19 protein-coding genes are annotated in these 21,193 nt (G+C 73.3%); 15 read left to right on the plus strand and 4 right to left on the minus strand.

Going from position 1 to position 21,193, the window contains the following annotated elements; translation table 11 throughout:
- Positions 1 to 95: 95 nt before the first annotated feature.
- Entirely contained in the window at positions 96 to 1,436 is a 1,341-nt protein-coding gene (locus ACIRQF_RS32995; RefSeq protein ID WP_404097959.1) for an MFS transporter, read from the plus strand.
- Between the two features lie 82 nt (positions 1,437 to 1,518).
- Here the strand turns inward: ACIRQF_RS32995 and ACIRQF_RS33000 are convergent, their stop codons facing one another.
- Positions 1,519 to 2,964, minus strand: a complete 1,446-nt coding sequence (locus ACIRQF_RS33000) for a glyceraldehyde-3-phosphate dehydrogenase (protein WP_376633709.1) — start codon at positions 2,962 to 2,964, stop codon at positions 1,519 to 1,521.
- A 181-nt stretch (positions 2,965 to 3,145) separates the two neighbouring features.
- On the opposite strand from ACIRQF_RS33000, the gene ACIRQF_RS33005 reads away from it, so the two are divergent.
- Entirely contained in the window at positions 3,146 to 3,838 is a 693-nt protein-coding gene (locus ACIRQF_RS33005; RefSeq protein WP_404097962.1) for an esterase/lipase family protein, read from the plus strand.
- Positions 3,839 to 4,047: 209 nt separating this feature from the next.
- On the opposite strand, the gene ACIRQF_RS33010 is transcribed toward ACIRQF_RS33005, so the two are convergent.
- Positions 4,048 to 5,136, minus strand: a complete 1,089-nt coding sequence (locus ACIRQF_RS33010; RefSeq protein WP_404097965.1) for a hypothetical protein — start codon at positions 5,134 to 5,136, stop codon at positions 4,048 to 4,050.
- Positions 5,133 to 5,966 carry an alpha/beta fold hydrolase gene (locus ACIRQF_RS33015; protein ID WP_404098283.1) on the minus strand — a complete coding sequence of 278 codons (834 nt, stop codon included), beginning with the start codon at positions 5,964 to 5,966 and terminating at the stop codon, positions 5,133 to 5,135. Before ACIRQF_RS33015 ends, ACIRQF_RS33010 begins: the two co-directional genes overlap by 4 nt.
- Positions 5,967 to 6,032: 66 nt before the next feature.
- On the opposite strand from ACIRQF_RS33015, the gene ACIRQF_RS33020 reads away from it, so the two are divergent.
- The 3 genes from ACIRQF_RS33020 to ACIRQF_RS33030 all read left to right on the plus strand — a co-directional run bounded on the left by ACIRQF_RS33020 (position 6,033) and on the right by ACIRQF_RS33030 (position 9,414).
- Entirely contained in the window at positions 6,033 to 7,442 is a 1,410-nt protein-coding gene (locus ACIRQF_RS33020; RefSeq protein ID WP_404097967.1) for an acyl-CoA dehydrogenase family protein, read from the plus strand.
- Positions 7,443 to 7,464: 22 nt separating this feature from the next.
- Complete coding sequence (locus ACIRQF_RS33025; protein ID WP_404097970.1) at positions 7,465 to 8,766, plus strand: MFS transporter; 1,302 nt, start codon at positions 7,465 to 7,467, stop codon at positions 8,764 to 8,766.
- A 342-nt stretch (positions 8,767 to 9,108) separates the two neighbouring features.
- Entirely contained in the window at positions 9,109 to 9,414 is a 306-nt protein-coding gene (locus ACIRQF_RS33030) for a putative quinol monooxygenase (protein WP_404097973.1), read from the plus strand.
- Between the two features lie 132 nt (positions 9,415 to 9,546).
- Here ACIRQF_RS33030 and ACIRQF_RS33035 read toward each other — a convergent pair whose 3' ends face one another.
- Entirely contained in the window at positions 9,547 to 9,735 is a 189-nt protein-coding gene (locus ACIRQF_RS33035) for a transposase (protein WP_404097975.1), read from the minus strand.
- A 295-nt stretch (positions 9,736 to 10,030) separates the two neighbouring features.
- Between ACIRQF_RS33035 and ACIRQF_RS33040 the strand changes: the two genes are divergently transcribed.
- The 10 genes from ACIRQF_RS33040 to ACIRQF_RS33085 all read left to right on the plus strand — a co-directional run bounded on the left by ACIRQF_RS33040 (position 10,031) and on the right by ACIRQF_RS33085 (position 21,183).
- Positions 10,031 to 11,272 (plus strand): acetyl-CoA carboxylase biotin carboxylase subunit family protein, encoded by a 1,242-nt coding sequence (locus tag ACIRQF_RS33040; RefSeq protein ID WP_404097978.1) that lies wholly within the window; start codon positions 10,031 to 10,033, stop codon positions 11,270 to 11,272.
- A gap of 77 nt (positions 11,273 to 11,349) precedes the next feature.
- On the plus strand, positions 11,350 to 12,447 hold the full coding sequence (locus ACIRQF_RS33045; RefSeq protein ID WP_382480781.1) for a DUF1611 domain-containing protein: 1,098 nt from the start codon (positions 11,350 to 11,352) through the stop codon (positions 12,445 to 12,447).
- Positions 12,448 to 12,479: 32 nt separating this feature from the next.
- Positions 12,480 to 13,796, plus strand: coding sequence for an acetyl-CoA carboxylase biotin carboxylase subunit family protein (locus tag ACIRQF_RS33050; protein WP_404097981.1), 1,317 nt, complete (start codon positions 12,480 to 12,482; stop codon positions 13,794 to 13,796).
- Positions 13,780 to 14,964: an NADP-dependent malic enzyme gene (locus tag ACIRQF_RS33055; RefSeq protein WP_404097983.1), complete on the plus strand. Its 1,185-nt coding sequence runs from the start codon at positions 13,780 to 13,782 to the stop codon at positions 14,962 to 14,964. Before ACIRQF_RS33050 ends, ACIRQF_RS33055 begins: the two co-directional genes overlap by 17 nt.
- A gap of 59 nt (positions 14,965 to 15,023) precedes the next feature.
- Entirely contained in the window at positions 15,024 to 15,773 is a 750-nt protein-coding gene (locus ACIRQF_RS33060) for an iron-containing redox enzyme family protein (RefSeq protein WP_376633694.1), read from the plus strand.
- Positions 15,773 to 17,161: a 3-phosphoshikimate 1-carboxyvinyltransferase gene (gene aroA / locus ACIRQF_RS33065; RefSeq protein ID WP_404097986.1), complete on the plus strand. Its 1,389-nt coding sequence runs from the start codon at positions 15,773 to 15,775 to the stop codon at positions 17,159 to 17,161. Before ACIRQF_RS33060 ends, aroA begins: the two co-directional genes overlap by 1 nt.
- Positions 17,162 to 17,250: 89 nt before the next feature.
- Positions 17,251 to 18,132 carry a phytanoyl-CoA dioxygenase family protein gene (locus ACIRQF_RS33070; RefSeq protein WP_404097988.1) on the plus strand — a complete coding sequence of 294 codons (882 nt, stop codon included), beginning with the start codon at positions 17,251 to 17,253 and terminating at the stop codon, positions 18,130 to 18,132.
- Complete coding sequence (locus ACIRQF_RS33075) at positions 18,129 to 18,980, plus strand: PhzF family phenazine biosynthesis protein (protein ID WP_404097991.1); 852 nt, start codon at positions 18,129 to 18,131, stop codon at positions 18,978 to 18,980. Before ACIRQF_RS33070 ends, ACIRQF_RS33075 begins: the two co-directional genes overlap by 4 nt.
- 244 nt (positions 18,981 to 19,224) lie before the next feature.
- A complete protein-coding gene (locus ACIRQF_RS33080) occupies positions 19,225 to 20,319 on the plus strand; it encodes a hypothetical protein (RefSeq protein WP_404097994.1) in 1,095 nt (364 codons plus the stop codon).
- 237 nt (positions 20,320 to 20,556) lie between these two features.
- Positions 20,557 to 21,183 (plus strand): phosphoribosylanthranilate isomerase, encoded by a 627-nt coding sequence (locus ACIRQF_RS33085; RefSeq protein WP_404097997.1) that lies wholly within the window; start codon positions 20,557 to 20,559, stop codon positions 21,181 to 21,183.
- Positions 21,184 to 21,193 lie beyond the last annotated feature (10 nt).

Genomic DNA, 21,193 nt, shown 5'->3' on the forward strand with positions numbered 1-21,193 from the left:
CCAGAGGTCGGTTACTTCTACGTCTCTGTAGAACGCGGCGGGGCGGGGCCGAGTTCCCCGGGCGGCGGAGATCCTTCCGGGGCTACCGTGGAGCCGTGCTGTCCGTGCTGCGCAACCGCACCTTCAGGCGCCTGTTCACCGCCCAGGTCGTCGCCCTCCTCGGCACGGGCCTCGCCACCGTGGCCCTCGCCCTGCTCGCCTACGACCTCGCGGGCGCCGACGCCTCCGCCGTCCTCGGCACCGCTCTCGCGCTCAAGATGGCCGCCTACGTCACCGTCGCGCCCCTCGCCGGAGCGCTCGCCGCCCGGCTGCCCCGGCGCACCCTGCTCGTCGGAGCGGACCTGATCCGCGCGGCCGCGGCCCTCGCACTGCCGCTCGTCGGCGAGGTGTGGCACGTCTACGTCCTGGTCCTGCTGCTCCAGGCCGCCTCCGCCACCTTCACCCCCGCCTTCCAGGCCACCGTCCCCGAGGTGCTGCCCGGCGAACGCGCCTACACCGAGGCGCTGTCCCTCTCCCGGCTCGCCTACGACCTGGAGAGCCTCGTCTCGCCCGTCCTCGCCGCCGCACTCCTCGCGCTCGTGCCGTACTCCTGGCTGTTCGCCGGCACGGGCGTCGGATTCCTCGCCTCCGCACTGCTCGTCCTCTCCACCGCCCTGCCCGGGCGGCGGCCGCCCGCAGCCGCGCACGAGGACAGGGCGGCCTCCCGCGTGGCGGCCGGTGCCCGGCTGCTGCTCGCCACCCCGCGGCTGCGCGCCCTGCTCGCCCTCGACCTGGCCGTGGCCGCCGCGGGCGCGCTGGTCCTGACCGGCACCGTCGGCCTGGTCCGCACCGCTCTGGCCCGCCCGGCGGGAGACGTCGCGCTCGCCCTCGGCGCGTACGGCGCGGGCTCCATGGGCGTCGCCCTGTTGCTGCCCCGGCTCCTCGACCGGAGGGGCGAACGGCGCGTCATGCTCGCGGGGGCCTTCGCCCTGCCCGGAGTCCTCGGAGCGCTCGCGCTCACCGTCACCGTCGGCAGGGGCGCCGTGGCCTGGGCCGGGCTGCTCGGCGCCTGGCTGCTGGCCGGCGCGGCGACGTCCGCGGTGCTCACTCCCGGCGGCCGGGTGCTGCGCCGCTCGGCCGACCCCGCCGACCTCCCGGCCGCCTTCGCCGCCCGCTTCTCCCTCTCGCACGCCTGCTGGCTGCTCACCTACCCGCTCGCCGGATGGCTCGTCGCCCGTACGGGACCGGTGCCGCCGGCGGTGCTCCTGGGCGCTCTCGCGCTGCTCGCCGCCCTGGCCGCGGCCCGGCTCTGGCCGCGCACGGACCCGGCGGCGCTGCCGCACGCCCACCCCGAGCTGCCCGCCGACCATCCGCACCTGGCCGGGGCGGCGGGGCCGCACTCGCACGTCTTCCACATCGACGCCCTGCATCACCGCTGGCCCGCGGCCGCCTCCTGAGACGTCCGGACACACGAAACGCCGGACGGCGGCGGGGCACTGCCCCACCGCCGTCCGGCGTGTGCGTCCGTGTTCCGGCGGATCAGACCGCGGGAGCCGGGAAGGTCGGGTACTCGACGCCCGAGACGTGCTGGACGACCCGGATGACCTGGCAGGAGTAGCCGAACTCGTTGTCGTACCAGAGGTACAGGATCGCGTTGTCGCCGTCGACCTTGGTCGCGCCGGCGTCGACGATGGACGCGTGGCGCGAGCCGACGAAGTCCATCGAGACGGCGTCGGGGGCCGTGGTGAAGTCGATCTGGCGCTTCAGCGGCGAGTGCAGCGAGACGTCGCGGAGGTACTCGAGGACCTCGTCGCGGGTGGTCTCGCGGCCCAGGCGCAGGCTCAGGATCGCGATCGAGACGTCCGGCACGGGGACGCGGATCGAGCTGCCGGTGATCGGCGCCTTCAGGTCGGGCAGCGCCTTGGCCACGGCGGAGGCGGCACCCGTCTCCGTGATGACCATGTTGAGCGGCGCGGAACGCCCGCGGCGGTCGGCCTTGTGGTAGTTGTCCAGCAGGTTCTGGTCGTTCGTGAACGAGTGGACGGTCTCCACGTGACCGCGCAGCACACCGTACTCGTCGTCCATGGCCTTGAGCGGCGGGACGATCGCGTTGGTGGTGCAGGACGCGCAGGACAGGATCTGCTCGTCCGGCTTGATCGTGTCGTGGTTGACACCGTGCACGATGTTCGGGACGTCGCCCTTGCCCGGGGCGGTCAGGACGACCTTGTCGATACCCGGACGCAGGTGCTTCGACAGGCCCTCGCGGTCGCGCCACTTGCCGGTGTTGTCGATGAGGATGGCGTTGTCGATGCCGTACGCCGTGTAGTCGACCTCGGAGGGGTCGTTGGCGTAGATCACGCGGATCGCGTTGCCGTTGGCGACGATCGTGCTGTTCGCCTCGTCGACGGTGATCGTGCCCTGGAACTGGCCGTGGATGGAGTCACGGCGCAGCAGGGAGGCGCGCTTCACCAGGTCCTGCTCGCCGCCACCGCGGACGACGATGGCGCGCAGGCGCAGACCGTTGCCGGAGCCGGCCTTCTCGATGAGCAGGCGGGCGACCAGGCGGCCGATGCGGCCGAAACCGTAGAGGACGACGTCACGGCCGTCGCGGCGCTCGATCTTGTTGGCGCCGGTGGCGCCGGCGACGGCGTCGGCGGTGAACTCCGCCACCGACAGGCCGCGCTCGTCGGTCCGGAACGACTCGGCCAGGAGGCCGATGTCGATCTGGGACGGACCCAGGTCGAGCGTGGTCAGCGCCTGCAGGAACGGCAGGGTCTCGGTGACCGAGAGCTCCTCGCCGACGATCTGGCGGGCGAATCGGTGGGTCTTGAGAATGCTGACCACCGACTTGTTCACCAGGGAGCGGCTGTGAACGAGGACCGTGACGTCCTGCTCCCGGTGCAGCTTCCCGATGATCGGAATCATGGACTCCGCGATTTCCTCGCGGTGCTTCCAGTTTGTGAACGAGTCCTCGTTGACAGTCACAGTGCATCTTTCGAGCTAGACAGTGCTCATATGCTAACCCGCCTTATCTGATGTGCGGCAGGGGGGCCCTGTGTGGTTCTGGCCACGGGGGTGTCGTGGCGGGTTTCCGACGGGTAACATCACGCCCGCGTCTACCTGACGCTCCGTCAACTGCCGTGTCCATCCGCCCCGGAGGTCGCCGATGCGACGCACCGCCGCTCCGCTGCTCGCGTTGATCGCCGTCCTCGCCGCCGTCCTCGCGGGCCCCGTGTCCCCGGCCCGGGCCCGGACCGCCGCGGCTCCCCACCGCCCGGTGATCCTCGTCCACGGCTACAACGCCGACCCCGGCGTCTGGGGCGGGCTCGACGCCCGGCTCCGGGCCGCCGGCTACACCGACGGCGAGATCCACCGCTGGGGCTACGACACCCACCAGTCCGTCAACGAGGTGCTCGCCGGCCGCTTCGCCGCCTACGTCGACGACGTCCGGCGGCGCACCGGCGCCGACACGGTCGACATCGTCGCCCACTCCTACGGCAGCCTGCCCACCCGCTGGTACCTGAAGTACGGCGGCGGCACCGCCACCGTCGCCCACTGGATCTCCCTCGGAGGCCCCAACCACGGCACGAGCGTCGCCTGGGCCTGCGCCCTGTGGGACCAGGCCTGCCGGGACATGACCCCCGGCAGCTGGGTGCAGAAGCGGCTCGCCGAGGGCGACGAGACGCCGGGCGCGGTCGCGTACACCACCTTCTGGTCCGGCTGCGACGAGGTGATCAACCCCGACGACAGCGTCCCGCTCACCGGCGCCGACAACCGGCCGGCGGGCTGCCTCGACCACAACGCCCTCCTCGGCGACGAGACCGTCGGCCGCGACGTGCTCGCCGCCCTGACCGGCTGACGGCCGCCGGCGGGTGCCCGATGCCGGGTGCCCGGTGCCGGGGGGGCCGGTGCCGAGTGCCCGATGCCCGGGTGCCGGAGTCAGGGGTGCCCGAGGCCGGGTGCCCGATGCCGGGGGTGCGAGCCGGGTGCCCGATGCCCGGGGGCCGGTGCCGGGTGCCCGATGCCCGGGGACGCCGATGTCGGTGCGCGTCGGGATGCCGGTGCCGGTCAGGCGAAGCGGACCTGCGCCGTGGCGTGCCGCGGTTCCCGGCCGGTGGCGACCCGTAGCAGCGCGCCCTCGCCGACCGGTCCGCCGCCGGCCGTCAGCGGCTCACCCGCGTACACCGGGCGGCGCAGGCGGTACGCGAACGAGCGCACCCGCCGCTCCGGGGCGTGCCGACGCACCACGTCCAGCATGAGCAGGGCCAGCAGCGGGCCGTGCACGACGAGACCCGGGTGCCCCTCCTCGTCCCGGCAGTAGTCCGCGTCGTAGTGGATGCGGTGGGCGTTCGCGGTCAGCGCGCTGAAGCGGAAGAGGAGCGCCGGCCCGGGGCACAGGGCGAGCCGCCACGGATCCCCGGCCCCGGGCGGCCCCCCGGCCCCCGGAGGACCCTCCGGAGGGGAGACCGGCGGGCCGGCCGGGGGCGCGACCGGCGGTCCTTCCCGGGGCGTGCCGCCCCGTGGCGTGCCGCCCGCGGAGGCGGCCCCCGCCGCGGCCCGGAAGGCGCTCTCCCGAGATGCGTCTCGTGAAGGGTCTCGAGAAGCGGCCCCCTGAGGAGAGCCGTGCGGGGAAGCGCCCTCGCGGGAAGCCTCCTCCGAGGAGGCCCCCCGCTCCCCGCTCCGTGCGCCGCGCCCCGAGCGGTAGACGACGTCCTGCCACTCCACCAGGCACAGCCGCCCGCCCTGCCGGAACTCGCGCCGCTCGGTCACGAACAACAGGTCCCCGCTGCGCCCCCGTCTGGCCGTGACCTCCGCGAGGGAGGCGACCCGCTCGGCCGGCTCGCCGAGCCGCAGCGGCGCCGTGATCGCGCAGCGCCCGCCCGCCCACATGCGCTGCCGGTCGGGGACGGGCGGCAGGAAGTGCCCGTGCGCCGGATGCCCGTCCGGCCCCAGCTCCCGACCGGCCGGCCAGTCCAGGAAGTACAGCCAGTGCCACAGCGGCGGCAGCTCCCCGCCGTCCGCCGCGACCGGGCCCGGCAGGTCGAGCACCGCCGACAGGGCCGCCACGGGCCCGGCGGGCAGCGGGTCCAGGGCGGTGACGGGCCCCGGACGCCAGCCCGCCGCGTACGCGCCGATCGGCGGGGGACCGGCGCTCACGCGGACTCCTCCGCCGGGCCGGACCCCAGGAACGTGCGCACCAGTGTCCCGGCCTCCGCCCGACACTCCTCGAAGTAGGCGTGCCGGGCCCCCGGGAAGAGGTGGGTGAGTGCGCCGGGGATCCGCGAGGCGAGCAGCGGGAGGTTGTCCGGCGGGGTGAGCCGGTCCTGGTCGCCGTGCATGACCAGGGTGGGCGCTGCGATCCGCGGCAGCGCGTCCCAGGCGTCGTGCCCGTTGCTCGCGAGGAGGTGCGCGTGTCGCGCGTGCGCCGGCATCCGGGGGTCGCCGAGGGTGCCGTACGGGCCGGGGTGCGCGGCCCGCCAGGCGGGGGAGTACATCAGGTCGGCCAGGGCCAGGCGGACGGCGTCGGCGTCCGGCCGGGCGAGGGCGCGGCGTACGGTCGCGTCGCGTTCCACGGCCCGCGGGCCGCCGGGGGAGGTGCAGCCGAGGACCAGCCGGCGGACCCGCCGTGGGTGGGCGATGGCGATCCACTGGGCGACCCGGCCGCCCATCGAGGTGCCGTAGACGTCGGCCCGTTCGATCCCGAGCGCGTCCAGCACGGCGACCACGTCGTCCGCGAACTGCCGGGTGGAGTAGGGGCCTCGGGGCTTGTCGCTGTCGCCGGTGCCGCGCGCGTCCAGCGTCAGGGTGGAGTGCGTGGCGTGGAAGTCCTCGCGCACGTCGTCCCACCAGTGGTGGTCGTTGGCCTGCCCGGCGAGCAGCACGAGCGGCGGGCCCTCGCCGCGGTGCTGGTACGCCAGGGCGGTGCCGTCCTGGGCGCGGGCGAAGGTCGCGGGGCGGGGAGGGGGGAGGGGAGCGGGCTCGGCCATGGACTCCTCGTCACGGGCGCGTGGTGTCATGAGTCCCCCTGACGCTAGTGGGCGGAGGAGCACGGCATGAGCGTTCTCGACATCCTGTCCGACGAGGAGCGACTGGTCGTCGGCACGGTCCACGACTTCGTGGACAGGGAGGTGAAGCCGGTCGTCCGCGAGCTCGAACACGCCGACACCTATCCCGAGGCGCTCGTCGAGCGGATGAAGCGGCTGGGCGTGTTCGGGCTCGCCGTCCCCGAGGAGTACGGTGGCACGCCCGTCTCCACCCTCTGCTACGTCCTCGTCACCGAGGAGCTGGCCCGCGGCTGGATGAGCCTGGCCGGGGCCATGGGCGGTCACACCGTGGTCGCCAAGCTGCTGCTGCACTTCGGTACGGAGGAGCAGAGGCGCCGGTACCTGCCGCGGATGGCCACGGGCGAGCTGCGGGCGACGATGGCCCTCACGGAACCCGGCGGCGGCTCCGACCTCCAGGCCATGCGCACCGTCGCCCGCAAGCAGGGCGCCGGGCGCGGCGGGCCCGGCGAATCCCGTACGCCCGGCCCATCCCGTACGCCCGGCGAATCCCGTACGCCCGGCCCCTCGCGTACTTCCGACGCATCCCGCGGACCCGACGGGCCCGCGGGACCGGGCGGGTCTGCCGGACCCGCGGGATCCGGCAGGCCTGACGGACCCGACGCTTCCAGCGGACCCGACGGACCCGACGGACCAGACGGACCCGACACACCCCGCGGACCTGACGGATCCGGCGGATACGTGATCGACGGCGCCAAGATCTGGATCACCAACGCCCGCCGCTCCGGCCTCATCGCCCTCCTCTGCAAGACCGACCCCGACGCCCGGCCGGCCCATCACGGCATGTCGATCCTGCTCGTCGAGCACGGCCCGGGCCTCACCGTCTCGCGTGACCTGCCCAAACTCGGCTACAAGGGCGTGGAGAGCTGCGAGCTCTCCTTCGACGGCTACCGCGCCCCCGCCGACGCCCTGCTCGGCGGTGCCGAGGGCCGGGGCTTCGGCCAGATGATGAAGGGCCTGGAGACCGGGCGGCTCCAGGTCGCCGCCCGCGCGCTCGGCGTCGGCCGGGCGGCCCTGGAGGACGCCCTCGCGTACGCGCGGACCAGGGAGTCCTTCGGCAAGCCGATCTGGCAGCACCAGTCGATCGGCAACTACCTTGCGGACATGGCGACTTCGCTGACCGCCGCGCGCCAGCTGACGCTGTACGCTGCCCGCGAGGCCGACGCCGGCCGCCGGGTCGACATGGAGGCCGGCATGGCGAAGCTGTTCGCCTCCGAGACCGCCATGCGGATCGCCCTCGACGCCGTACGCATCCACGGCGGCTACGGCTACTCCACCGAGTTCGACGTCGAGCGCTACTTCCGTGACGCACCGCTGATGATCGTGGGCGAGGGGACCAACGAGATCCAGCGGAACGTGATCGCCGCGCAGCTCGTCAGGCGGGGAGGCCTCGACACCTGAACCGCACCCGGAGGGGCATCCCATGGACACCAGTGAACAGAGCCGGAGCGAGGAACGGGCCGGCACCGCGCCCGGGACGGCCGCCGAGGAGGGCGGCGGTGGGTTAGCGGCCTGGCTGGTGAACTGGGGCCTGATGCCCGAGACCGGCCCCCAGCGCGTCTTCGCCGCCGCGACCTTCGTCAACATGATCGGCAAGGGCCTGTTCATGGCCGGCGCCGCGCTCTTCTTCACCCGCTCGGTGGGCATCCCGGTGGCGCAGGTCGGATTCGCGCTCGGCGCCGCCGCCCTGATCGGCCTCGTCGCCGGCATCCCCGTCGGGCACGTGGCCGACCGGCGCGGACCGCGCGAGGTCTACCGGATCGCGGTCGTCGTGCAGGCGCTCGCCGTGGCGACGCTCGTCTTCGTGCACTCCTTCCCGTGGCTCGTCGCGTGCATGTGCCTGGCCGAACTCGCCAACTCGGCCGGCACGGCCGCCCGCGGCCCGCTGACCCGAGCCGTCGGCGCCCCCCACCCCACCCGCTACCGCTCCTACCTGCGCGCCCTCAACAACATCGCCGCCGGCTGCGGGGCCCTCGCGGCCGGCGTCGTCGTCCAGCTCGACACCCGGACCGCGTACGTGGGCCTCATCCTGGGCAACGCCGTCGCCTTCCTCGTCTGCGCGGCGCTGGCCTCCCGCATGCCGTCCGTGCCGCCGGTCGGCGCTCCGGCGGAGACCGGCCGCTGGCTCGCGCTCAAGGACCGGCCGTACGTGGTGCTCACCGCCCTGGACGGGATAATGTCGATCCAGACCCAGGTGCTGATCTTCGCGCTGCCGCTGTGGATCATCGGGCACACCGAGGCGCCCCGGTGGTTCGTCGGCGCGAGCGTGGCCGTCAACACCGCCCTCGTGGTCTGCCTCCAGGTGCGGGCCAGCCGGGGCATCGACGGCAACGTGGCGGCCGGCCGGGTGGTGCGCCGCGCGGGGGTGGCGTTCCTCCTGGCCACCGCCCTCATCGCGGCGGCGGGCGGCGCGCCCGGCTGGGTCGCCGTGGTGGTGGTCGCGCTCGGCGTGGTGGTCCACACGATCGGCGAACTCTGGCACACCGCGGCCTCGTTCGAGCTGTCCTTCGGCCTCGCTCCGGCCCACGCCCAGGGGCAGTACTCGGGCCTCTACGGCATCGGGCAGGGCCTGTCGAACGCGATCGGCCCGCCGTTGCTCGGCATGGTCTGCCTCGGCTGGGGCGAGCCCGGCTGGCTCGCCATGGGCGCCCTGTTCCTGCTGGTCGGGCTGCTGATGCCGTACGTCGTGAACTGGTCCGACCGGACCCGCCCACCCGGAGAATGACGGCGGGCCCGCCCTGAGCAGGGCGGGCGGATGCGCCGGCCGGGGCTGTGGCTGGGTCTGTGGTCGCACCGTGGAGGCAGTGGTGGGGGCCATTGCCCCACGTTGACAGGAAGGACTCTTTCGGCCGCCGGAGTTCCGTGCGTCTGTGGGTGGCGCCTGAGCCGTACATCCGGACCGCATGTTGCGGGTGCTGCGGCGCGGTGAGTGCGATTCGACCTGCCGGCCGGAGAAGAATATGCGCAAAGGCGTAGTAATCCGGCCGCAATAGGCGCGTTCTATGCCAACCGGTCACGGCAGTGCCCGGGCGCTCACGGGCGGCCGAGCACCGAAAGGAGTCCCCTCATGGCAGACGTCAAGGTCGGGCTGTACGTAAGCATGGAGGCCAAGCCCGGCAAGGAGGAAGAGGTCGCCGACTTTCTCCGCAAGGGCTTTGACCTCGTGCGGGAGGAGCCCGACACCGTCGCCTGGTTCGCTGTGCGCCTGAGCGCGACCTCGTTCGCGATCTTCGACGCCTTCCCCGCCGACTCCGCACGTCAGGCCCACCTCAACGGCCGGCTGGGCGAGGCCCTGATGGAACGGGCCGGCGATCTGTTCTCCCAGCCGCCTTCCGTCGAGCGACTCGACGTTCTCGCCCACAAACTGCCCTGAGGACCGGACGCGGCCGGCGGCCCGGCGTGGCCGCCTCCGCCCCCGATGTTCGCACTCTCTGACCACTCCTGGTACCTGCCGCGCGACGTTGACGGGCAGGGTGAATCCGATGCTTCGCACAGGCGGGCCCCTTCACCCACGCCGTCCGACAGGGATTTCCCGCCACGGAACACCGGTCCGGACCCGGAACCGTATGCCGTCGATCAGCTGCCGCCGAGGCCGGACGGGCGGCCGCCCCGCCTTCGCCCCCTTCGGTGACAACGGCTCCACCACCGCCCACTGCTCGTCCGTGAGGCCTCCCGCCCCCTGAACGGTGATCATCAACCACCCGGGACGCACTTTCGATCCACGGCCTAGACGCCGCTCCCTCTCCCGCGCAAGCCCGCAACGCGAGGGCCCTGCTGGGACTTAGGTCCTATTCTGGCCGCGCCGGTCGCGTGCGAGGCTGGGGCAGCGCGAGAGCGACACGGCGGAACGGCCGGGCGGCCGGCACACCGGGCGCCGCATCGCACCGCGCGTGTCGCATCGTGGTCGGTCGCAGGGCGGAAGCCCGCAGTTCGACAGGCCGCGCTCCGCACGTCCCTGGCATCCCGTGAACGGTGAGGGTGGCATCCCCATGTCGGGCTCAATCCTGTTCCTGAACCGCTGGCCCCGGCCCGACGACGAACGGCGCTGGGAGAACCGGCTGGCCGCTCCCGAGGGGCTCTTCCGCCCGGAGACCGACCGCGTCACCTACGTCTGCGACGCGGGGGGCCGCAGCGGCGTGCCCGCCGACGCCGAACGCGTGCACGTCGTGCCGGACTTCGACGACCTGGACGGGGTGCTGCGGATCCTCGACGAGGTCGTCCGCGACGAGGGCCCGTTCGAGCACGTCATCGGGTTCTCCGAGCTGCTGCTCGACCTGGCCGCCACCCTGCGCGAGCGGTACGGGATCCCCGGCGCCGGCCCGGAGGAGACCGCCCGCTTCCGCGACAAGACCGTCATGAAGGAGACCCTGGCCCGGGCCGGGGTCCGCGTCCCACGCTGGGCCTCCTGCGTCTCTCCCGACCAAGTTCGCACCGCAGCAGCCGAGTTCGGCTACCCGGTGATCGTCAAGCCGGTACGCGGGGCGTCCAGCCAGGGCGTCCGCGAGATCGCCTCGGAAGGGGAGTTGGCGGCCCTGTGCGAGGAGCACGACCTGCGGGGACACGAGATCGAGGAGTTCGTACGGGGCGAGATCCTGCACGTCGACGGTGTCGTGGACGCCTCCGGCAAGCCGCTCTTCCTGTGCACCTCGCGCTACGTCTCCACCTGCCTGGACTTCGAGCTCCTGGGTGAACCGCTCGGATCGGTCCTCCAGACGGATCCCTCGGTCCGCGCCCGCTGCGAGGACTTCGCGCTGCGCTGCCTCGACGCCCTCGGTCTGCGTTCCTCCGCCTTCCACCTCGAACTCTTCGACACCGGCGCGGAGCTGGTGTTCCTGGAGGTCGGTGCCCGGGTGCCGGGCGCGGACGTCCCCTACGTCATTCACGACGTCCACGGGGTCAATCTCTTCCGGCTGTGGGTCGACGTCCTGCTCGGCCGTCCCGTGGACCCGCCGGTCGCCGACCCGGCGCTCAGCGGCGGCTGGCTGACCGTCCCGGGCCCCCGGCCGCTGCCCCAGAGGGTGCTGTCCGCCACCCCGCTCCTCGGGGAAGTGCCTTTTCTTTACCGCGAGTTGGTGCCGGAACCGGGCGAGCTGCTCGTGTCGCGGCCCGGCTCGTACGCCATCCTCCAGGCCGGCCGCTTCCTCTTCCGGGGCGGCACCCAGGCCGAGATCGAGGAGGCCGTCCGCCAGGTGCGCGCCCGCTACCGCCTGACGGCCGAGCCCGCCTCGTAGCGCCCCCGTTCGTGCCCCGTCCGTACCGACCGAACAGCGCGTCCCGCAACAGAACCGTCGAGTCCGTGGAGGAAGGCGTGGGTCAGTTGAATCATGCGGAGCTGGTCGACAAGAACTTCGTGGTGTTCGCCGAAGGCTGCTTCGGACTGTTCACCAGCAAGATCGCGGCGTCCCTGATCCGCTACCGCGGGGACCGCTGCGTGGCCGTCGTCGACGGCCGCAAGGCCGGCCAGACCGTCCAGGACGTCCTCGGCTACGGCGGGTCCATCCCGATCGTCGCCCGCGTCGAGGACGCCCTCCACCTGCGCCCCGAGGTCATGGTCATCGGCAAGGGGCTGCACTCGGCCGAGCTGCCCTCCGGATGGAAGCCGCATCTCCTCGCGGCCGTCCGGCACGGCCTGCACCTGATCAACTCCATCCACTTCCGTCTCACCGACGACCCGGACATCGCCCGGGCGGTCGGCGAGCACGGCGTCACGGTCTGGGAGACCAAGGACGCGCCCACGGTGCCGCTCAACAAGGCCCGGGTCCTCGACCTCGACGACACCTGGATCGTGCACACCTGCGGCAGCGACTCCAACATCGGCAAGAAGACGGCCGCCCTGCAGATCTGGAACGAGGCCAACGCGCGCGGTATCTCCACCGGATTCGCCGCCACCGGCCAGAGCGGCATGATGATCTCCGGCCACGGCGTCGCCGTCGACGGCGTGCCCGGCGACTTCATGGGCGGTGCCGTCGAGCAGGTCGTCCTGGAGGCGGCCGTCGGCAACGAGTGGGTCGTCGTCGAGGGCCAGGGCTCCCTCAACCACATCGGCGCCAGCGGTGTCGCGCTCGCCATCCTGCACGGTGCCCTGCCGCACGCCCTCGTCTTCTGCCACCGCCTGGGCGCCGAACGCGTCAAGGTCTGGGAGACGCCGATCATCCCCCTCCCCGAGCTCATCCGCATGAACGAGGAGCTCACCGTCTTCGAAAGGCCCGCCAAGGTCGCCGTCGTCAGCGTCAACAGCGCCGGCTTCACCGAGGAGGACTACCGCCGGGAGGCCGAGAAGCTGGAGGCCGAGACCGGCCTGCCCGTCGTCGATCCGGTCCGCGAGGGCGGCGCCGCCCGGCTCGTGGACATCCTGCGCGCCCACCAGCGCGAGACCGCGGACCGGCAGCCGCTGCGGCGGCGCTGAGTGCGGACCCGTACCGTCGAGGAGGTGCACAGATGAAGCCGGCAGTCCTGCTGCTCATGCACCAGGGCAGGTCGTTCACCGAGGAGGCCGCGGCGGCCGCCGCCGGGCTCGGCCGCACCCTGGTCGCGCTCAGCTCCCGTCCCGAGCACCCCGGGGTTCTGGACGACAGCCGCCGTCACGTCGCCGACTGCCTGGTGACCGAGGAGCCCGAACTCCGGTTCGGCGACGTCGAGAAGGCCGTACGCGAACTCGCCGACCGCGGCTACCGCGTCGAGGCCGCCCTCGCGACCTTCGAGGGCTACCGGCTCCTGATGGCCGAGCTCAACGAGCGGCTCGGCGCGCACGACTCCGCCGAGCCCGCGCTCCGCCTGTGCCTCGACAAGTACGAGCTGCGCCGCTTCCTCTTCGCGCAGGGCCTCAGCGAGGTCCGGGCCCGCCGGCTCGCACCCGGCGTGGTGCCCGAACTCGACCCCTCCGCACGGTGGTTCGTCAAGCCGGTGCGCGGCGCCTCGTCCTTCGCGGCGTTCCTCCTGGACGACGTCACCGCCCTCGCGGAACTCCCCGCCATGCAGCAGCAGATGCGCGCGGACCGGCGCATGAAGGCGATCTTCATGGACCGGTACGACTTCCTCGTCGAGGAGTACGTCGAGGGCCCGGAGTTCAGCTTCGAGACCCTCGTCCTCGACGGGCGCGCGCACCACCTGTGCGTCCACGAGAAGGCCCGCGTGGAACGCCTGGAGCGGACCACCCTGGAAGGGATGTCGGTCAGTCCGCCCGCGAGCATCGACCGCGGACTCGTCCTGGAGGGAGCCCGTTTCGTCACCGACTGCCTCGCCGCCCTCGGCGGGCACGGGCTCGCCGCCGGTGCCTTCCACATCGAGGTCAAGTACTGGGCCGACCGCGGGCGCTGGGAGATCATCGAGATCAACCCGCGGATGGGCGGCAGCCTCATCGACGCCAGCGTGCGCACCGTCACCGGGCACTCCCTGCTCGACCTGTGGACCGAGTCGCTGCTCGCCGCCGACGACGAACGGGACGCCTTCCACGAGCGCCTCACCCGGATCTCCCAGCTGGAGGCGCTGCGCACCGGCGCCCCCACCCGGGCGACCGTGTTCCTCAGCAAGTACGGCGAGAAGGGGCGGACCGTCGACACGATCCGCTTCGACCCGCCCACCCGCCCGCCCCGGATCCTCCGCCTGCACGTCGCGGAGGGCGCCCGGCTCGACGCGTCCGACCGGGCGATCTGCCTGATGGACGCCCTGTGGGACGTGGCGGCCGACGCCCTCGACGCCGAGACCGCCTTCCTCGACCGACACGCGACGGAGCACTTCCATGTCCGCTACCGCTGAGCCCGCCGGCCCCCTGGGGCCCGACGACGTGATCCTCGACCTGCACGCCGGCGGCAAGCTGGAGGTCCGCGCCACCGTCCCGCTCCGCAACCGCGAGGACCTCGCCCGGGTCTACACCCCGGGCTTCACCCGGGTCGCCGAGCGCATCGCCCGCGACCCCTCCGCGGCCGCTCGGTGGTCCCTGCGCGGTCACACCGTCGCCATCGTCACCGACGGCTCCGCCGTCTCCGGCCTCGGCGACCTCGGACCGCTGGCGGCCCTGCCCGTCATGGAGGGAAAGGCGCTGCTCTTCAAGGAGTTCGCGGGGATCGACGCGTTCCCCCTGTGCCTGGCTACCCAGGACGTCGACGCGATCGTCGACACGGTCGCCCACCTGGAGCCGACCTTCGGCGGCATCATGCTGGAGGACATCTCCGCCCCCCGCTGCTTCGAGATCGAGGACCGGCTGCGCGAGCGGCTGTCCATCCCCGTCCTCCACGACGACCAGCACGCCACCGCCGTGGCCGCCACCGCCGCCCTGATCAACGCGGCCAAGGCGGTCGGCAAGGAGCTCGCCGACCTCAAGGTCGTCGTCGCCGGCACCGGGGCCGCCGGCACCTCCACGGCGCGGCTCCTCATGAGCATCGGCGTCCGCCGGATCGTCGCCTGCGACCGGCAGGGCGCCCTGCACCCGGGCCGTACCGACGTCACCGGCGCCAAGCGCTGGTTCGCCGACCACACCAACCCCGACCGGGAGACCGGCCCGCTGCGCTCCGTCCTGGCCGGCGCGGACGTCCTCGTCGGCTACGCGGGCCGCGGCGTCCTCGCCCCCGAGGACCTGCGCAGCATGGCGGACCGGCCGGTCGTCTTCGCCCTGTCCAACCCGCACCCCGAGTTCCTGCCCGACGAGGTCGCCGACATCGTCGCGATCCTGGCGACGGGCCGCAGCGACCTCCCCAACCAGATCGACTGCGGACTCTGCTACCCCGGCATCTTCCGGGGCGCCTTCGACGCCGGCGTACCCGGCATCACCGAGGAGATGAAGGTCGCCGCGGCCCGCGCGATCGCCGGCCTCGTCGACGAGGCGGCCCTCGCCCGCGGCCAGGTCGTGCCCGACATCTTCGACGGCGTCGCCCCGCACGTGGCGAAGGCGGTGGCCGAGGCCGCCGCCGCGCCCACCGCCCCCTGAACCCCCGCAGACCTGTTCCGAACGTCCCTCCCCAGCACCCTCCCGCGAAGGAGAACGCGATGAACCGCGTGCAGAACACCGGGATCACCCACCCGAAGCCGTTCTACAACGAGGAGCAGAGCCGACTGAAGAAGGCCGAGCTCGACCGCTACATGGACAAGAAGATGGAGGAGTGGAAGGCCACCGTGCCCTTCGCCTCCCACATGACCGCGGCGGAGCTGCACCAGGCGTACTACCGCCGCACCCTCATCGAGCACGTGTGGCGGATCCGGCTCTCCCGGGTCAGCCAGTCCAAGGCCATCTACAAGATCGCCCAGATCTCGCCCAAGGCGGCCCACGACTACGCCCACTACCAGGCCGACGAGATGCTGCACGACAAGCTGTACGTCAGCGACGCCGCGGCCGCCGGCATCACCGAGGAGGAGATCCTCGCCACCGAGCCGTACCTCTCCACCCGCCTCTTCGAGGGCTTCTTCTACTACGCCCTGGAGCACGAGTCGGCGCTCGCCCCGGTCGTCTCCAACTACCTGGTCGAGTACACCCAGGCCAAGCTCCAGCCGTCCATCGTGAAGAACCTCCAGGAGCGGCTCGGCAAGGAGAACGTCAAGGGCCAGGCCGCCCACCTCCACGTCGACACCACCGACGACCACTCCCAGGAGATGTGGAACATCCTCCACCAGCTGATCTTCAGCGAGGAGGACTTCCAGAAGGTCTTCAAGTACATCGACGACGTCCAGGAGATCCTCGCCATGTTCTTCCGCGAGATCTACGAGGACACCGTCGCCCGGCACGAGGCGACCGCCGCGTGATGCTGAGGGCCGAACCGATCACGAGCTTCACGGGGACCTTCCACGTCCCCGCCTCGAAGCCGGAGACGCAGCGGGCGATCCTGGCGAGCACCCTGGCCGAGGGACGCTCCCGGGTCACCAACGACCTGCGCTGCGAGGAGACCGAGACCATGAAGCGCGCCTGCCGCGCGCTGGGCGCCGAGATCGTCGAGCACGACGGTTTCCTCGACATCACCGGCACCGGAGGGCAGTTCAAGGACGACGGGCGCACCGTGATCCGTTCCGACGGCTCCGGACTCGTCTTCCGCACCATGACCGCCCTCACCTCCGTCCTGCCGTCACCCGTCGTCGTCACCGGCGACGAGACCCTGTGCAAGCGGGTCATGTCCCCGCTCCTGGACGCCCTGCGCGACCTCGGCGCGGACATCGAATCCGTCGTCCGCGAGGGCAACGCACCGGTGGTCAACTGGGGCGGCCGGCTCGCCGGCGGCGTCTGCCGGCTGCCCGGCGACGTCAGCTCCCAGTTCATCACCGCGATCCTGTTCGCCGCGCCGTTCGCCGAAGGCCCCGTGGAGATCGAGGTGGCCGGCCGGGTCCACTCGAAGTCGTACATCGAGCAGACCCTGCACACCCTGCGCGAGGCGGGCGTCGACGTCACCGTCTCCGAGGACCACCGGCGCTACCGCGTGGAGCCCTCGCTCTACCGGGCCCGGGACGTCGCCGTGCACGAGGACTACACCTCCGCCTCGTACCCGCTGGCCGCCGCCGCGCTCTACCCGGGCCGCACGGTGTTCACCGGCGTCCACGGCACCAGCACCCAGGGCGAGTCGGCGATCGTGCCCATCCTTGAGCGGCTCGGCGTGCGCACCGCGCTCGACCGCGCCGCGGGCACCCTCACCGTCGACACCCCGCAGGGCGCCCTGCGCGGCGACTTCGACATCGACGCCACCGACTGCCCCAACATCGTGCCCACCCTCGCCGCGCTCGGCGCCTACGTCGACGGCACCCTCCGGGTCACCGGCGCGCGGGTGACGCACTTCCACAAGGCCTCCCGCATCGAGGCCATGACCGGTGAACTGTCCAAGGCCGGCGTCGACATCCGGGCCCGGTACGACCGCGGGGTCTGCGACGGTTTCGAGGTACGCGGCAGGTCCACGTACCCCGGCGGCGTCACGTTCTCGCACTGGGGCGACCACCGGATCTTCATGTCGCTGTTCGTGGCCGGCCTGCGCATGAAGTCCGCGAACCTCTACTCCGGTTCCGAGGAGGTCCGGCTCTCCTTCCCGGCGTTCTTCGAGGAGTTCGCCAAGGCGGGCGTCGTCACCTCCACCGTGGACGGGCCGGGCGCCGACCCTACCCCGTCCGGCCCGCGCCGGGCCCCGGCCGCGGTGCCGGTCGGCGGCGCCTGAGCCGCAGCGGGGCCGCCGGGCACCGTCCCACGCCCGGCGGCCCCACCTCCCGCCCCCTGAGAGCGCCCACCCAGAGAGGAACCCCGCGGATGTCCGCACCCGACACGGCCGCGCTCGTGAAGGAGTACCGCGAGAACGGCTTCGCGGTCGCCGAGCGCCTCTTCGACCCGAACGAGGTCGCCGAGCTCAACCACGCCATCACGGAGATCCTGAGCGTCCCCGACATCGGCGCCGTCGCCGAGGTCGAGCCGGGCGACGGGGGCCTGGCCCGCCGGATCTGGTCGCCCACCAAACAGCACACCGCCTTCGAACGGGCCGCCGCCCACCCCAGGCTGCTCGACCACGTCGAGGCGCTCATCGGCCCCGACATCCTCTTCCACTACAGCAAGCTCCACCTCAAGGCCCCGCAGGTCGGCAGCGAGGTCGACTGGCACCAGGACTTCGCCTACTACCCCCACACCAACACCGACCTCGTGACGGCCCTCGTCTACCTCGACGACACCACCGTCGAGAACTCCTGCCTCCAGGCCGTCCCCGGCTCCCACCTGCGCGGCCTCGCCGACCACTACGTCGACGGCTACTTCCGCGGCAAGGTGAGCGGTCCCGGCGCGCCCGACCCGGCGCACGCCGTGCCGATCGAGGCACCGGCCGGCAGCGTCGTCTTCATCCACTGCCTGCTCCTGCACTACTCCTCGCCGAACCGCTCCGAGCGCTACCGCCGTGCCTTCCTGCCCGCCTACCGGGCCGCCGACGCCTACCCGATCCACTTCGGGGCGCACGCCGGCCACAACGAGGCCGGTGTACGGCTGCTGCGCGGTAGCGTGTCGGACACGGCCCGCGTGGAACCCGGCACGTGGCGCCTCCCGCTCGCGGAGCGCCCCTTCGGCTCCCTCTTCCAGCTCCAGGAAGGTGCCCACACCGGCGAGCAGTCGGCACGCACCGGGTACGCCACCCTGGAGGACCCGAAGTGACCGCAGCCACCCCGCACGTGACCGTCGTCCGCGCCTGCCTGCGGGGCGGCGCGGGCGGCAGCCCCACGGCGGTGGTGGTGGAGGACGACACGCCCGGCGCGCGGCTCGGCGACGCGGAGCGGCGCCGGATCCCGGCCGCGTGGGGCACCTCGCACGCCGTGTACGTGCGCCGCGACGGCGACCTGACCGACCTGCGCTTCTTCACCGCCGAGGGCGAACTGCCCGCCTGCGGGCACGGCACCGTCGCCGCCCTCGCGCTGCTCGCGGCCCGCGAGGGCGGCGACCGGCCCTACCGGGCCGGCCTGCGCACCGGACAGCGGGTCTTCGCGGGCCGCGCCGAGCGCGCCGGGGACCGGCTCACCGCGGCCTTCGACCCCGGCCGGGTGGACCTGCGCGAGCCCACCGCCGAGGAACGCGCCCTCGTGCTGCCCGCGCTCGGCCTGGACCCGGAAGCGGCCGGGCCCGACGTGCGGATCGCCGGAGTGGGCCGGGAGCGCGTCCTCGTGCCCGTCGCCACCCGCGCCGCGCTCGCCGCCCTGACCCCCGACCTCGACGCCCTGCGCGCGGCCTGCGACCGGTTCGGCCTGCTCGGCGCGTACGTCCACTCCGCGCCCACGCCCGAGGGGGCCCTCGCGGCCCGGATGTTCGCCCCGTCGATCGGCGTGCCCGAGGACATCGCCAACGCCAACAGCACCGCATGCCTCGCCGCCCATCTGGCCGGCCGCGGTATCACCGGCATCGCCGTCGACATGGGCGACTCGCTCGGCAGCCCGGCCACCATCACGGCCACCACCGGCCCCGGCCGCACCGTCGAACTGGGCGGCACAGCCGAGATCATGACGGACTGACCTCGGAACCGACGTCCCGGGCCCGCGGGCCGTGGTCCCGGGCCGGTCGCCGTCCACGGGCGGCCCGACGCCGTGGGCCGTGGTCCCGGGCCGGTCGGCGTCCACGGGCGGGCCACGTCCGCGCGTCGAACCGGCCGGTCGCTAGGACGGGTTCCTGCCATCCTGGCCCGCGCGGGGCCGTCCGGCCGTCCCGGATTCGCCGATCGGCTCGAACCGTCGCGGCGAGCCTGGCACGCTCTCCGTCGTGACCTACGTCGTGACCGTGGAAACCTGCATACCGGACGGCGCCCCCGACCTCGACGAACTGGGCCGGGTCGGCGCCGTCGTCCTGCTCGAACGCGGCTTCGGCTCCGTGGCCGGCGCCGAGGGGCCCGACGGGGTCGAGGTGGACGTCTTCGACGTCGACGTCGCCGGCCACCCGCGCGGCCTCCTGCTCACCGTGAGCGTGGCCGCGCCCTCTCTGGAGGCCGCCGAGGACGCGGTGGGTGCCGTGACCCAGGAGATACTCGACCGGACCGACCAACTGGCCGCCTGGGTGGTGGTGAGCAGCGAGGTCAGACTCCACACCGACCGCGCCCGCGAGAGCCTGGAGGCCGCCGACGGGCCCGACGCCCCGCCCAGCGATCCCGCGGTCCGCCGGGCCCGGCACACCGCCCCGCCCGCCGGAACGCCCGGCACCGACGGCGGGGACGGCGGCGCGGCCCTCCCCGACGTCGTCGAGGAGACCCCCGACCCCGAGGCCGAGATCCTGGCCATGGCCCCGGCCCTGCGCTCCTTCGACCCCGCCGTCTTCGGCACCGGCCCCGACACCGCACGGCTGGCCGCCGGAGCCCTCGTCCACGCCGCCGAGGTCCTCATCGACGAGCTCTGCGACGACGTCCAGGCCCTCGCCGAGGAGGACACCGACGTGGCCGCATGCGAGGGCCACCTCTGGCACCTCGACCGGCTGCCCGCCCGGCACGCCGACCGCTACGACGAACTCTTCGCCCGCCGTTTCCTGGTGACCGCCGTCGCCCTCACCACCCGCTTCACCGACGGCAGTTTCCGCCGGCTCGGCTGCCTCGCCGACGAGCTCGTCCTGCGGTTCCTGGTGGAGCAGGCCCACGTGGCCCTCGACCTCTACGGCCTCCTGGACGAAGAGGTCGCCGCCGCCCTGGAGCGCTTCCGCATCCACGTCCTCGACCGGCCGCACCAGGGCACCGACGAGGACACCGCGCCGCTCGGCTTCGGCAGCTGGTTCACGCCCTTCGGCACGGACCGCTACGTCCACCCGTACGCCGCCGACTCCGCCCTGGACGAGCCGGCCGAGGAGTACCGGGAGGAGGCCGGGGGCGCGTGACGCAGGGGGCGCGTGAGGCCGGGGGGGCGTGAGGCCGGGGAGGCGTAACCGCGATCGACACCGTGCTCGCCGTGCGCCTCGACGACGGCCGGGTCACCGGGCCCTACGCCGTCCGCGACCCCTGCAAGCTGTCCCGGATCGCCCGCGAGGCCGTGATCTGCCGCCGGGCGCCCCGGGGCCGGCCGTCAGGCCCGTACGGGCGGCATAGGATCGGGCGGAACCAGCGGAGGAGGGACAGTGTTCGTCAAGGTGTGCGGGCTCGCCACGCCCGCCGACATCGACGTGGCCGCCGAAGCCGGCGCCGACGCGATCGGGCTCGTCATCAGCGGGAGCAGCGTCCGCGGCCTCGACCGGGACACCGCCGTGCGCCTCGCCGCCCACGCGCGCGCCCACACACCCGCGCACGTCCTGTCCGTCCTCGTCGTCAACGACACCCCCGCCGCGGACGCCGCCGCACTCGCCCGCGAGCTCGACGTCGACGCCCTCCAGCTGCACGGCCGCTACGACGCCGACGACTTCACGGCGGCCGCGCGCGTCTTCCCCCGGCTGTGGCGGGCCACCTCGCTCAAGGAGCGCCCCGACACCCGGGTCGGCGCCTACGGCGAAGAGGTCCTGCTCCTCGACTCGCCCCGCGCCGGCTCCGGCGCCCGCTGGGACCTCTCCCTCCTCGACACGGCCCGCCCGGAAGGGACGTGGCTCCTCGCCGGCGGCCTCGCCCCCGGCAACGTCGCCGAGGCCGTCGACCGGGCCCGCCCCTGGGGGGTCGACGTCTCCAGCGGCGTCGAGTCCGCACCCGGTGTCAAGGACCACGCCCTGATCAGGGACTTCGTCACCGCGGCGAAGGCGGCCGGCGCCCGGCGCTGAGGCGTTGTCA

Source organism: Streptomyces sp. NPDC101191, assembly GCF_044767915.1.
Lineage (GTDB): Bacteria > Actinomycetota > Actinomycetes > Streptomycetales > Streptomycetaceae > Streptomyces.

What these genes read in the sequence shown, in the direction of transcription:
- ACIRQF_RS33060 (WP_376633694.1), top strand. Translation starts at nt 15,024, where the DNA reads ATGAACCGCGTGCAGAACACCGGGATCACCCACCCGAAGCCGTTCTAC.
- ACIRQF_RS33070 (WP_404097988.1), top strand. Translation starts at nt 17,251, where the DNA reads ATGTCCGCACCCGACACGGCCGCGCTCGTGAAGGAGTACCGCGAGAAC.
- ACIRQF_RS33035 (WP_404097975.1), bottom strand. Translation starts at nt 9,735, where the DNA reads ATGATCACCGTTCAGGGGGCGGGAGGCCTCACGGACGAGCAGTGGGCG.
- ACIRQF_RS33020 (WP_404097967.1), top strand. Translation starts at nt 6,033, where the DNA reads ATGAGCGTTCTCGACATCCTGTCCGACGAGGAGCGACTGGTCGTCGGC.
- ACIRQF_RS33015 (WP_404098283.1), bottom strand. Translation starts at nt 5,966, where the DNA reads ATGGCCGAGCCCGCTCCCCTCCCCCCTCCCCGCCCCGCGACCTTCGCC.
- ACIRQF_RS33005 (WP_404097962.1), top strand. Translation starts at nt 3,146, where the DNA reads ATGCGACGCACCGCCGCTCCGCTGCTCGCGTTGATCGCCGTCCTCGCC.
- ACIRQF_RS33055 (WP_404097983.1), top strand. Translation starts at nt 13,780, where the DNA reads ATGTCCGCTACCGCTGAGCCCGCCGGCCCCCTGGGGCCCGACGACGTG.
- ACIRQF_RS33050 (WP_404097981.1), top strand. Translation starts at nt 12,480, where the DNA reads ATGAAGCCGGCAGTCCTGCTGCTCATGCACCAGGGCAGGTCGTTCACC.
- ACIRQF_RS33025 (WP_404097970.1), top strand. Translation starts at nt 7,465, where the DNA reads ATGGACACCAGTGAACAGAGCCGGAGCGAGGAACGGGCCGGCACCGCG.
- aroA (WP_404097986.1), top strand. Translation starts at nt 15,773, where the DNA reads ATGCTGAGGGCCGAACCGATCACGAGCTTCACGGGGACCTTCCACGTC.
- ACIRQF_RS33030 (WP_404097973.1), top strand. Translation starts at nt 9,109, where the DNA reads ATGGCAGACGTCAAGGTCGGGCTGTACGTAAGCATGGAGGCCAAGCCC.
- ACIRQF_RS33040 (WP_404097978.1), top strand. Translation starts at nt 10,031, where the DNA reads ATGTCGGGCTCAATCCTGTTCCTGAACCGCTGGCCCCGGCCCGACGAC.